Genomic DNA, 12,836 nt, shown 5'->3' with positions numbered 1-12,836 from the left:
GTCTCTCCAGCAGAAGACGCCGGTGCCCCGTGGGCACCCGCGGTGATGACTGAGGGTTGGGGAATGCGGGCCTCGCTGGCGGCCGGAGCACAGGGGTTGACCGGTTACCGACCCCACAATAGGCACGAAACGTGCACTACGCACAGGTTTCGCCCGCTGCCGTGATGACTTGAATGCTCTGCGTGACTCATTCTTCACTGTTCCCGATCAGGAGCCGTTCCAACTCTTTTCGGTCGGGAAGTCCTGCGGGTTGTTCGACCCGACCGCTGCGGACGTACAGGAAGGACGCCGTGACCTGCTCCGGCGGAACTCCCAACTGTTCGGCCCAGGCGACCCGGTAGACCGCGAGCTGGAGCGGATCGGCGGTCTCCTCGCGGTGCGTCTTCCAGTCCACCACTTCGTAGCGTGACGCGCCGCCGAATTCCGACCGGCCGTCATCTTCCCGGTAGACCGCATCGATCCGGCCGCGCACCACCCGGCCCGCCAGCACCAACTGGAACGGCGCCTCGACCCGGTAGGGCGTCCGGTTCGCGTAGGGCGTGCGCAGGAACGCCTCCTTGAGCCGCTCCAGGTCCTGCTCGTCCTCGATGCCGTCGTCGTCCGCGCCCGGCAGCGCGCCCGGCTCGATCAGCAGCAGCGGCTCGATCCGGGACTGCACCCAGGCGTGGAACCGGGTGCCCCGGCGGGCGGCCGGCTGCGGCGGCCGGGGCATCGGGCGGGCCAGGTCGTGCGCGAAGCCGTCCGGATCGGCGGCCAGCCGCTGGAGCTGGGTGGCCGACAGCGCGGCGGGCAGCGGCACCTCCCGGACGCTGCGCCGGGACCGCTCCAACTCGCCGACCAGCGCGGTGAGGTCGCGGTCCCAGGACTCGACCTGGCGGCGGTCCTCGGCGGCCATCGGCTCCGGTTCGGGGGCGGGCAGGCCGGCGAGGCGGCGGTGCACCACCGCGGCGACCCGGCGGCGGGCGTGCTGGGCCGCCGGATCCAGCGGCAGCGGCCAGGGCCGCTCGACGGGCGCGGCCAGCGCCGGGTTCTCGGCGCCCTTGGGCGGCTGCTCGGCCCAGTGTTCGAGCTCGCCGGCGCCGGGCCGCTCGCAGTGCGTCCGCAGCCGCTCCAGGAAGGCGGACGGGCCGCGCACGGTCTTCTGGCTGGGGCCCCACCAGTGCCCGGAGGCCAGCAGCAGCGACCGCGGCCGGGTGAAGGCGACGTAGCCGAGGCGCAGCTCCTCGGTGCCCGAGTGCTCGGCGAGCGCCGCCTTGAAGGCGGCCATGGACTTGCTGTTCCACCCGCCGCGCACATCGGGCAGGGTGGCCGCGTCGCCGCGCAGGGCGTGCGGCAGCACCCGCTTGACGCTGGTCCAGCGCTCACGCGTGGTCGAGGACGGGAAGGCGCCCCTGACCAGCCCGGGAACGGCCACGACGTCCCACTCCAGGCCCTTGGACTTGTGCGCGGTGAGGACCTTCACGGTGTCCTCCCCGCCGGGCAGGCTGCTGTCCAGCCCGCGCTCGTACTCCTGGGCGGCGCGCAGGAAGCCGAGGAAGGCCGACAGGCCCGGGTCGCCGTCCAGGTCCGCGAAGCCGGCCGCGACGTCCAGGAAGGCGTGCAGGGTCTCCCGGCGGCGGGCGGCCAGTGCCTGGGGGGAGGCGGCGAGTTCGACCTCCAGGCCGGTGACCGCGAGCACCCGGTGCAACACGTCCATCAGCGGCTCGGCGAGCGAGCGGCGCAGCTCGCGCAGCTCCCGGGCGAGCCGGGCGAAGCGCGGCCTGGCCTCCGCGGAGAACGGCAGCTCGTCGGACCGGTCGCCGTCCCCGCCGGACGCCGGGTCCAGGAAGGTCTCCAGCGCGTCGGCCAGCGAGACCACCTCGGTCGGATCGGCCTCGGCGACGGCCGCGGCCAGCGCCTCGACGCCCTCCGGCCGGGCGGTGCGCACCAGCTCGGCGGCGCGCCGGCCGAGCAGGGCGAGGTCGCGCGGGCCGATCCGCCAGCGCGGGCCGATCAGCAACCGGACCAGCGCCGCGTTGGCGGTCGGGTCCTGCAGCACCTCGCAGGTCGCCACCAGGTCGGCCACCTCGGGCAGTTGCAGCAGGCCGCCGAGTCCGACCACCTCGACCGGCACCTCCCGGGCGACCAGCGCCGCGTGGATGTCGGGGAAGGCCGCGCCGCCCCGGCAGAGCACGGCGATCCGGCCCGGGGCGGTACCGGTGCGGACCAGGTGGGCGATCGAGTCGGCCAGCCAGTCGATCTCCTGCGCGTGGGTGGGCAGCAGCGCGGCCCGGACGTAGCCCTCCTGCTCGGCGCCGGGAGCCGGGCGCAGCGCCTCGACGCCCTCGTGCATCGCGCGCAGCGGTTCGGCCAGCTCGTTGGCGAAGGCGAGCAGCCGCCCGCCGCTGCGGCGGTTCTCGCTGAGCGAGTACCGGGCCGCCCCGGAGCCGTCGGCCTTCGGGAAGTGCCGGGGGAAGTCGTCCAGGTTGGCGACCGAGGCGCCGCGCCAGCCGTAGATCGCCTGGCAGGGGTCGCCGACGGCGGTGACGGGGTGGCCGGTGCCCCGCCCCTCGGGGCCGGCGCCGTACAGGCCGGCCAGCATCAGCCGCTGCGCGACCGAGGTGTCCTGGTACTCGTCGAGCAGCACCACCCGGTACTGGGCCCGGAGCAGCTCGCCGACCTCGGGGCGCTGCTGCGCGAGCCGGGCGGCGGCGGCTATCTGGTCGCCGAAGTCCATCAGCCCGGCCGCGGCCTTGCGCCGCCGGTACTCCTCGACCAGGCGCAGCAGCTCCAGCCGGGCCCGGGCGGTGACCGGCACGGCCCGCAGGTCGTCGTTGCCGAGCCGGACGGTGGCGAGGGTGTCGAGCAGCTCCTCGTCGAAGGCGCGCAGCGCGTCCGGCTCGACCAGGTGCTCGGCGAGCTCGCCGTCCAGCGCGGTCAGGTCGGCGACCAGGTTGCTGAAGGTCCCGGTGAGCGCCGGGAAGGGACCGCGCGCGGTGCGCAGCACCTTGGCGGCGAGCTGGAAGCGGGTGGCGTCGGCGAGCAGCCGGACGTCCGGCTCGATGCCGATCCGCAGGCCGTGCTCCTTGAGCAGGCGGCCGGCGAAGGCGTGGTAGGTGGAGATCTCCGGCTCGCCGAGCGCCTCCTCGTCCGGTTCGGCCACGCCGCCGAGCCGCAGGGCCGCGCGGACGCGTTCGGCGAGCTCCCCGGCGGCCTTGTTGGTGAAGGTGAGGCCGAGCACCTCCTCCGGGCGGACGGCCCCGGACCCGACCAGCCAGACCACCCGGGCGGCCATCACCGTGGTCTTCCCGGAGCCCGCCCCGGCGACGATCACGGCCGGCTCCAGCGGAGCGCCGATGGCCGCCATCTGCTCCCGGTTGAACGGGATGCCCAGCAGCTCCTTGAGCTGGTCGGGGTGGCTGAGCGCGGCGGTCACCCCGCAACGTTAACGGGCACCGCCGACAGTGCGGGCCCCTCGCCCGGCCCGCTGTGGCCACCCCCACACCGCGGCGCTCACTCCACCACCTGGGCGCCGTCACGCTGGGCCGAGCAGCTGCGACGGAAGGTGCAGCGGTCGCAGCCGCCGCCGGTCCGCGGCACGAAGCGCTCGGCGAGGACCCGCCCGGCGGCGTCGGCCAGCAGGTTCTCGATCCACGGCTCGCCGTCCGGCGGGTCCTGGCGCTGCACCTTGGGCGCCTCCGGGGCGCCCTTGTCGGGCTTGCGCAGCTGCACCAGCTCGGCCCCGCCGGAGTCGGGGACCCGGCCCTCGAACCCGGGCAGCTCGTTGAGCGCCCCGGCCCGGACGGCGAGCTGGTAGACCGCGAGCTGCTTGTGCTCGGGCAGCGACTTGTCGGTCGGCGCCTCCTTGCCGGTCTTGAAGTCCACCACGTAGGCCCGCCCGGCGTCGTCCTTCTCCACCCGGTCCATCGAGCCGCGGATCCGCACCGAGACGCCGCCGACGTCCAACGTGACGTCGAAGCCGTGCTCGGTGGCGACCACGTCGCGGCCGCGTTGCAGGACGTGCCAGTTCAGGAAGCGCTCCAGGGCGGCCCGGGCCTCGGTCTTCTCCTGCTGGGACTTCCAGGGCGCGTCGAAGGCCAGCGCGTCCCAGACCGTGTCCAGCCGCTCCATCAGCACGGCGAGGTCGGCGGGGGTGCGGCCGGAGCCGACCTCGTCGGCGAGGGCATGCACCACGTTGCCGAAGCCCTGGGCGGCCGAACCGGCGCCGCGCGCCTTGACCTCCTTGTCCAGGAACCACTGCAGCGAGCAGTTCTCCAGCTGCTCCAGGCCGCTGCCGGAGAGCCGAACCGGCAGATCGGCGCTGCGCAGCGGCTCGGGGGCGGCGGTGGCGTCGTCCAGGCCCCACCAGCGGTCCGGGTGGGCGGCCGGCACCAGCGGCAGGCCGTCCTCGTCGGCGGCCAGCGCCAGGGTGGCGAGCCGCTCGGCGGCGGCGCGGCGCAGCTCGGGCGACCGGGCCGGGTCGACGGTGACCGCGCGCAGCTCGGCGACCAGCGCGGGGACGGACAGCGGGCGGCGCGGGCGGTGGGTGACGTCCTCGACGGTGACCGGCGGGGTCCGGCGCAGCACCTTGCCGGTCCGCGGGTCGACGTCCTCGCGGTAGAGCTCGCGCAGGAAGCGGGACGGCTCGTCGCCGTCGTCGGCGGGGGCCTTGACGGCAGTGACGATCAGCCGCTCCTTGGCGCGGGTGGCGGCGACGTAGAAGAGCCGGCGCTCCTCGCCGAGCAGGGCGGCCGGGGAGAGCGGCTCGGCCAGGCCGTCGCGGCCGATCCGGTCGGCCTCCAGCAGCGAGCCGCGGCGGCGCAGGTCGGGCCAGAGGCCGTCCTGGACGCCGGCCACCACGACCACCCGCCACTCCAGGCCCTTGGAGCGGTGCGCGGTCATCAGCCGGACGGCGTCCGGGCGGACGGCCCGCACGGTGAGGGTGTCGGCCGCGATGTCCTGGGCCTCCAGCTCGGCGAGCAGGTCGAGGGCGCTGCGGTGGCCGGTGACCTGCTCCTCGGCGCGGGCGGCGGTCTCGAACAGGGCGCAGAGCGCGTCGAGGTCCCGGTCGGCGTTGCGGCCGGCCGCGCCGCCGCGCAGCGCCGCCCGCTCCAGGCGCTCGCGCCAGCGCCGGCTGCCGTCCCAGAGCTCCCAGAGCGCGTCCTCCGCGGTGCAGCCGCCGGCCAGCCGCTCGCGGACCTTGCGCAGCAGGGTGCCGAGGTCGCGGGCGCGCCGGGCGTGCGAGGGGTCGAGGGCGATCAGCCGCTCGGGCTCGGCGAGGGCCTCGCGGATCAGCTCCTCGGCCGCGCGGGGCACGGCCGCCGCCCGGCCGTCGGCGCGCAGCGCGGCACGCTCCTCCTCGCGCAGGGCGCGGCCGAGGCGGCGCAGGTCGGAGCCGTCCAGGCCGCCGAGCGGGCCGGTGAGCAGGGTGTGCGCGAGCTCGGTGGTGAGCGGGTCGGGGCCGGCGGCGCGGTCGTGCTTGTCCCGGGCGGCCTGCTCGGCGCAGACCCGCAGGGCGAGCAGCAGCTGGGCGACGGCGGGCTCCTCGCGCAGCGGCAGGTCGTCACCGTCGATCTCCAGCGGGACGCCGGCCGCGCTGAGCGCCCGCCGCACCCCGGGGATGGACCGGCCGCCGGCCCGGACCAGGACGGCCATCTCGCCCCACGGCACGCCGTCCTCCAGGTGGGCGCGGCGCAGCAGGTCGGCGATCGAGTCCAGTTCGGTGCCCGGGGTCGGGTAGGTGTACACCTCGACCCGGCCGCCCTCGCGGGACGGCAGCAGGGCCCGGTGCTGGGCGAGCTTGTCGGCCGGCAGCCGGCCCATCGGCATCCGCCGGGCCAGCTCGCGGGAGGCGGCGAGCAGTACGGCGCCGGAGCGGCGGGAGACCCGCAGCACCTTGACCTCGGCCGGGCCGCCGCCGACCTGCCGGAAGGTCTGCGGGAACTCCAGGATGCCGTTGATGTCGGCGCCGCGGAACGCGTAGATCGACTGGTCCGGATCCCCGACGGCGACCAGCTCCCGCCCGCCGCCGGCGAGCTGGCGCAGCAGCCGGACCTGCGAGGGGTCGGTGTCCTGGTACTCGTCGACGAAGACCACCTCGTAGCGCTGCCGCAGCCGCTCGCCCACCTCGGGGCGCTCGGCCAGCAGCACCGCGCGGTGGACCAGCTCGGCGTAGTCGAGCACCCCGCGCAGGTCCAGGACGTCCAGGTAGTCGGCCAGGAAGTGGGCGGCGGCCGCCCAGTCGGGGCGCTGCACGCCCTCGGCGAACCGCCGCAGCTCGGCCTCGCCGAGGCCGAGCTCCCGGCTGCGGGCGAGCACGGCGCGGACCTCGTCGGCGAAGCCTCGGGTGGTCAGGCAGGCCCGGAGGTCGAGCGGCCAGTCGATCCGACCGCGGCCCCCGCGGGCGTCCTCGGCGCCGCCGGCCAGCAGCTCGCGGACCATGACGTCCTGCTCGGGGCCGGAGAGCAGCCGCAGCGGCTCGGCGTAGTCCTGAGGGTCCTGGTGGGCCCGGAGCAGCGCGTAGCAGAAGGAGTGGAAGGTGGTGGCCTGCGGGGCGGGGGCGGAGGCCCCGAGCCGGCCGGACATCCGGTCGCGCAGTTCCATCGCGGCCTTGCGGCTGAAGGTCAGCACCAGGATCCGCTCGGGGTCGGTGCCGCGCTCGATCCGCCGGGCGACGGCCTCCACCAGCGTGGTGGTCTTGCCGGTCCCGGGCCCGGCGAGCACCAGCAGCGGGCCGCCCGCGTGCTCCACCACGGCGCGCTGGTAGTCGTCCAGCACGGGCGGGGCGGGGAGCGCGAGGGGGCTTCGCACCAGACGGTAGGGGGAGCTCACGGACGTCCTGGGGGTCGTGCTTCGGGCAACGGCGGACGGGCCCGCGGCGGGGCCCGTCCGTATCGAGCCTACGATCCTGCCCCGTCATTCCCGTCCTCGCACCCGGTTCGGCGCTACCGGCCGTCCCAGCGGGCCCGCTTCAGGTCGACCCGGGGCGGGTCGGCGAGTTCGCGCAGCGGGGTGCCCTCCTCGCCGTACCGGGCGAGGGCGCGGTGCTCGTGTCCGGGCAGGAACCGGCCGTCCGCGCGGACCACCCGCCACCAGGGCACCGAGCCGCCGTACAGGGCCATCACCCGGCCGACCTGGCGGGGGCCGCCCTGGCCGAGGTACTCGGCAACGTCCCCGTAGGTCATCACCCGGCCGGGTGGAATCCGCTCGGTCAGGTCGAGAACCAGTTCGGCGAAGGGCGGCAGGCCGCCCGGTCCGGCGTCGTCGGTAGCGTCCGTCACCTGCGGCATTCTTCCTCACCGGCCCCGGCGCGCGGCCCGGTGGGCATGATCCGCCGCGCCCGATCCGGCCCCTGTCCAGCACGGGGCGCCGCGGCATGCCACCATCTTCGGGGCGGTGAGTGGTGATACGAGGACAAGACCAGATGACCGGGACGGCTGACGTGGGCGAGGGCGAGGACTCCGACGAGTCTTCCGACACCATGCCCGCAGGCCCCGGTGGAGAGCCCGCCGCCACGCCGACACCCGAAGTCTCCCTGATCAAGGACCGGACGATCAAGACCCCGCAGCCGACCGAACCCGGGGCCGTCCCCGGGGCCGGGGCGCCCGGACCGGCCCCGGCCGGCGTCCCGGCCCAGCAGCCCGAGCCGCCCGCCGTCCCCGAGCCGTCCCCGGCGGCCGAGGAGCCGCCCCCGGTACCCGAGGAGCCCTTCCTGGTACCCGAGGGACAGGAGCGGCCGCAGGAGCACGCGGGGTACGAGGGGTACGACCCGCTGGACGACACCCCCTACCTGGACGTCGACGAACCGCTGCTCGCCGCCCGCGCGCACCGCCCGTCGGACCTGATCCGCTTCCTGGCCGGCGTCCTCGGCATAGTCGCCGTGTTCGTCCTGGCCGGGGTGGCGACCTCGACCACCACCGGCATCGAGCTGGACATCGCCTCCAACGCGCCGCGCTTCTCCCCGGTGCTCGCCACCATCACCGGCCTGGTCTCCAGCGTCGCGGTGCTCGCCGTCCCGCTCGCCTTCGCCGTCGAGCGCCTGATCAAACGCGACGGCCTGCGGGTCGCCGACGGCGTCCTCGCCTCGGTGCTCTCCTACGGCGTCTCGCTGGGCATCGACTGGTGGGTGGCCGAAGGCGCCTCCGAGCACATCCGGGACGCCCTCACCCGGCTGCCGATGGACAGCAACGGCACCCTCACCGACCCGGTGCACGGCTATCTGGCGCCGGTGATCGCCTACATGACCGCGGTCGGCATGTCGAGCCGGCCGCGCTGGCGGGTCGCCCTCTGGGTGGTGGTGGTCTTCAGCGGGCTCACCGAGCTGCTCGGCGGCTACACCACCCCGCTGTCCCTGCTGCTCACCGTGCTGATCGGCTGGTCCGTCGCATACGGCACGCTGTACGCGATCGGCTCGCCCAACATCCGGCCCACCGGCCAGCACCTGATGATCGGCCTGCGCAAGGTCGGCTTCACCCCGGCCAGCGCCCACCGCGCCCCCGACGCCCCCGGCGGCACCCGCCGCTACTACGTCGGCCAGCAGAGCGGCCCGCCGCTGGACGTCCACATCATCGACCGCGAGCAGCAGGCCTCCGGCTTCTTCTACCGCGCCTGGCGGCGGCTGCGGCTGCGCTCGGTGGCCGTCCGCCGCAGCCCGCAGTCGCTGCGACAGGCGCTGGAGCAGGAGGCGCTGATCGCCTACGCGGCCGCCGCCTCGGGCGCCCGCTCGCCGCAGCTGGTGGCCACCTCCGAGCTGGGCCCGGACGCCGCGATCCTGGTCTACGAGAACGTCGAGGGCCGCATCCTGGACGACCTCTCGGACGAGGAGGTCACCGACCGGGTGATGGCCTCGCTCTGGGAGTCCGTCGCCGCCCTGCACGAGCGCCGGATCGCGCACCGCCGGCTGACCGGCGAGTCGCTGCTGGTGGTCGACGAGAAGGCGGCCTGCCTGGTCAACCTCTCCGGCGGCGACATCGCCGCCACCGATCTGACGCTGCGCATCGACGTCGCCCAGTTGCTCACCACCTTCGCCCTGCGGATCGGCCCGGAGCGGGCGGTCGCGACCGCCAACGCCGTCCTCGGCGCCGAGCGGGTCGCGCAGGCGCTGCCGCTGCTGCAGCCGGTCGGGTTGAGCCGCTCCACCAGGGTCGACCTGAAGAAGCTCACCAAGGAGCGCAAGACCGCCGCCCGGGCCCAGGCGCTGGAGCAGGTCGCCGCCGGCGAGCGCACCCAGCAGCAGGCCGAGGAGGACATCGCGGTCGCCGGGGAGGACCTGCTCAGCCGGATCCGCGGCCAGATCCTCCAGATCGCCCCCGAGGCGCCGACCGAGACGGCCAAGCTGGAGCGGCTGAAGCCGAAGAGCCTGATCATGGTGATCGCGCTCACCTTCGCCGCCTACCTCGCGCTGACCACCATCAAGCCGGCCCAGCTCAAGCTCTCCCAGATGGACTGGGCCTGGGCGGCCGTGGCGCTCGCCGCCGCCGCGTTCAGCTACGTCGCCGCCTCGATGAGCCTGACCGGCTTCGTCCCGGAGAAGCTGCCGTTCCGCCGCACCGTGGCGGCCCAGCTGGCCGGCTCCTTCGTCAAGCTGGTGGCGCCGGCCGCGATCGGCGGCATCGCGCTGAACACCCGCTACCTGCAGAAGGCCGGGATCCGCTCCGGGCAGGCGGTCGCCTCGGTCGGCGCCTCCCAGCTGGCCGGCCTGGCCGGGCACCTGCTGCTGCTGTTCAGCTTCGGCCTGATCACCGGCAGCCAGACCAACGGGGACCTCTCGGCCTCCCGCGCGGTGATCATCGGCGTGCTGACCGCCGCCGTGCTCGCCCTGGTGGTCGCGGCCGTCTCGCCGCTGCGGCGGTTCGTGCTGAACCGGCTGCGCTCGCTGTTCTTCGGCGTGGTGCCGCGGATGCTCGACCTGATGCAGACGCCCAGCAAGCTGGTCACCGGCTTCGGCGGGATCCTGCTGCTGACGCTCTCCTTCACCGCCTGCCTGGACGCCTCGGTGCAGGCCTTCGGCGGCAGCATCAGCTTCTCGGCGGTCGCGGTGGTCTTCCTGACCGCCAACGCGGCCGGCTCGGCCATCCCGACCCCCGGCGGCATCGGCCCGGTCGAGGTCGCCCTGATCGGTGCGCTCACCGTCGCCGACGTGCCCCCGACGATCGCCACCCCGGCGGTCTTCCTCTACCGGGCGCTCACCTTCTGGCTGCCCGTGCTACCCGGCTGGATCTCCTACAACATGCTCCAGCGCAAGGGCGCCCTGTAGGGCTCCCGGTACGCGGGAAGGGCCCGCCGGATCGCTCCGGCGGGCCCTTCCGGCGTCTGCTAGTAGACCGGCTTGTGCGGCTCGACCTGGTTCACCCAGCCGAGCACGCCGCCGCCGAGGTGGACGGCGTTGGAGAACCCGGCCGCCTTCACCACGGCCAGCACCTCGGCCGAGCGGACGCCCGACTTGCAGTGCAGGACGATCTTCCGGTCCTGCGGCAGCGACTCCAGCGCGTTGCCCATCAGGAACTCGTTCTTCGGGATCAGCACCGCGCCGGGGATGTTGACGATCTCGTACTCGCCGGGCTCGCGGACGTCGATCAGGAAGATGTCCTCCTTGTCGTCCTGCCACTGCTTGAGCTGCTTCGAGGTGATCGTCGAACCGGCGGCGGCGGCCTGGGCCTCCTCCGACACGACGCCGCAGAAGGCCTCGTAGTCGATCAGCTCGGTGACCGTCGGGTTCTCGCCGCAGAGCGCGCAGTTCGGGTCCTTGCGGACCTTCACCTGGCGGTAGTTCATCTCCAGGGCGTCGTAGATCATCAGCCGGCCGACCAGCGGCTCGCCGACACCGGCCAGCAGCTTGATCGCCTCGGTGACCTGGATCGAGCCGATGGACGCGCAGAGCACGCCCAGCACGCCGCCCTCGGCGCAGGACGGGACCATGCCCGCCGGCGGGGCCTCGGGGTAGAGGCAGCGGTAGCACGGGCCGTGCTCGGCCCAGAACACGCTGGCCTGGCCGTCGAAGCGGTAGATCGAGCCCCACACGTAGGGCTTGCCGAGCAGCACCGCGGCGTCGTTCACCAGGTACCGGGTGGCGAAGTTGTCGGTGCCGTCGACGATCAGGTCGTAGCCGGAGAAGATCTCCATCACGTTGTCGTTGTCGAGGCGCTCCTCATGGAGGATCACGTCCACGTAGGGGTTGATCTCCTTGACCGAATCCCGCGCCGACTCGCCCTTGGAGCGGCCGATGTCCGACTGGCCGTGGATGATCTGCCGCTGCAGGTTGGACTCGTCCACCACGTCGAACTCGACGATGCCGAGCGTGCCCACGCCGGCGGCGGCGAGGTACATCAGCGCGGGCGAGCCCAGGCCGCCGGCGCCGACGCACAGCACCTTGGCGTTCTTCAGCCGCTTCTGCCCGGCCATGCCCACGTCGGGGATGATCAGGTGGCGGGAGTACCTGCGGACCTCGTCGACGGTGAGCTCGGCGGCCGGCTCGACCAGGGGTGGCAGCGACACGGGGACTCCGATGGTCGTCGGTTCAGGTGGCCAGGGGCCGACCTCTAGTGGCTTCACGCTCCGCCACCGCGGTGGCTCAGCTAGGCCAACAGTGTCATGCCGCCCCGGTATTCCGAGACAGCCCGTCCGACTGGCGAGACAGCCGGCCTCGGATGCTGGGACCGCCCACCGGAGCCCCCGGGGGCGGCGGACGACGGGCGCCCGGGAGCGCCGCGGCCCGCCTCAGCGGGGCCGTCGCGCACCCGGGCACCACGGGCCGGCGGGTCAGACCCGGCAGGCCGTCTCCAGCCAGACGTCGCCCAGCGACTCCTCCAGCGGCACCTGTGTCCGCCAGCCGAGACGGTCCCGGGCGGTCCGCACGTCCGCCTGGCGCCACGGCACCGGCTCGCCCGCCGGGCCCCGCCCCTCGGCCGGCCGTGCCTCCGCGGGCCGGTGGTACGGGCCGCCGTGCTGGCCCGCGTGCCGGTCGACGTGCCGGTCCGCGTGCCGGTCGACGTGCTCGACCGGCCCGCCGGCCTGCGCGGGGAGCAGCACCGGCCGGTTCTCCTCCACGATCGCCCCCTCGAAGCCCGAGGCCCGGACCAGCAGCTGGGCCGCCTCGCGGGCCCGGACGGCGTGCCCGCTGCCGATGTTGATGACCCCGGTGGCCGCCGACACCGCCGCCGCCTGGATCGCGCGGGCGACGTCCCGGACGTCGACGAAATCCCGGTATCCGGACAGGTCCGGCATCCGCACCTGCGACTCCTCGCGCTCCAGCGCCCGGCGCAGCCCCTCGGCGAGCCGCCCGAACAGCGAGGCCGTCGGCGCCCCCGGCCCCACCACGTCGAACACCCGGAGCACCGCCGCGTCCAGCCCGGAGGCCAGCACCAGCTCCGTCCCGGCGAGCTTGGAGACCCCGTACGGGCCGACCGGACGCGGCTCGGCGCCCTCCGAGACGGGGACCCCGCCCGGCACCGGCCCGTACTCGGCCGCCGAGCCGACGTGCACCAGCCGGGCCGGCTCCCGGCTGCGCCGGATCGCCTCGCAGACCGTGGCGACGGCCAGCGTGTTCGCCCGGATCAGCGTCCGCGAGCTGCCGTAGGTGGCGCCCGCGCAGTTGATCACCACCTGGGGCGCGACCGCGTCCAGGAACCGGGCGAGCGCGCCCGGACTCCCGGTGGTCAGGTCGAAGCGGATGTCGGCCGAGTCACGCCGGCCGAGCACCGTCACCTGCAACTCCTGGTCCACGAGCAGACGATCGGTGACCCGGCGGCCGATAAAGCCGTCGGCGCCCAGCAGCAGCACCCTCATCGGGGGTGTCCTTCCACGAAGCGAGGTCGGGTACGACCTGGCGGACAGAGTGAACAACGGGGAGGTCGAACGGT

At 74.6% G+C, this 12,836-nt stretch carries 6 protein-coding genes; 1 reads left to right on the top strand and 5 read right to left on the bottom strand.

Annotated features, from left to right (window positions below; genetic code table 11):
- Positions 1 to 187: 187 nt before the first annotated feature.
- The 3 genes from ACIF6L_RS17465 to ACIF6L_RS17455 all read right to left on the bottom strand — a co-directional run bounded on the left by ACIF6L_RS17465 (position 188) and on the right by ACIF6L_RS17455 (position 7,268).
- Entirely contained in the window at positions 188 to 3,415 is a 3,228-nt protein-coding gene (locus tag ACIF6L_RS17465) for a UvrD-helicase domain-containing protein (RefSeq protein ID WP_396488363.1), read from the bottom strand.
- 77 nt (positions 3,416 to 3,492) lie between these two features.
- Positions 3,493 to 6,810: an ATP-dependent helicase gene (locus tag ACIF6L_RS17460; RefSeq protein ID WP_396488362.1), complete on the bottom strand. Its 3,318-nt coding sequence runs from the start codon at positions 6,808 to 6,810 to the stop codon at positions 3,493 to 3,495.
- Between the two features lie 113 nt (positions 6,811 to 6,923).
- On the bottom strand, positions 6,924 to 7,268 hold the full coding sequence (locus tag ACIF6L_RS17455) for an MGMT family protein (protein WP_359803263.1): 345 nt from the start codon (positions 7,266 to 7,268) through the stop codon (positions 6,924 to 6,926).
- A 134-nt stretch (positions 7,269 to 7,402) separates the two neighbouring features.
- On the opposite strand from ACIF6L_RS17455, the gene ACIF6L_RS17450 reads away from it, so the two are divergent.
- Positions 7,403 to 10,234, top strand: a complete 2,832-nt coding sequence (locus ACIF6L_RS17450) for a flippase-like domain-containing protein (protein WP_396488360.1) — start codon at positions 7,403 to 7,405, stop codon at positions 10,232 to 10,234.
- A gap of 59 nt (positions 10,235 to 10,293) precedes the next feature.
- Here the strand turns inward: ACIF6L_RS17450 and moeZ are convergent, their stop codons facing one another.
- Together moeZ and ACIF6L_RS17440 are read right to left on the bottom strand one after the other, a co-directional pair.
- Positions 10,294 to 11,472, bottom strand: a complete 1,179-nt coding sequence (gene moeZ, locus ACIF6L_RS17445; RefSeq protein WP_329489492.1) for an adenylyltransferase/sulfurtransferase MoeZ — start codon at positions 11,470 to 11,472, stop codon at positions 10,294 to 10,296.
- A gap of 264 nt (positions 11,473 to 11,736) precedes the next feature.
- Positions 11,737 to 12,762, bottom strand: a complete 1,026-nt coding sequence (locus ACIF6L_RS17440; protein WP_329489491.1) for an NAD-dependent epimerase/dehydratase family protein — start codon at positions 12,760 to 12,762, stop codon at positions 11,737 to 11,739.
- Between the last annotated feature and the right edge of the window lie 74 nt (positions 12,763 to 12,836).

The sequence above is a fragment of the Kitasatospora sp. NPDC086009 genome, from assembly GCF_044540385.1.
Classification (GTDB): Bacteria; Actinomycetota; Actinomycetes; order Streptomycetales; family Streptomycetaceae; genus Kitasatospora.
The sequence above is the reverse complement of the archived record's forward strand: the minus strand, read 5'-3'. Positions and strand labels throughout refer to the sequence as shown.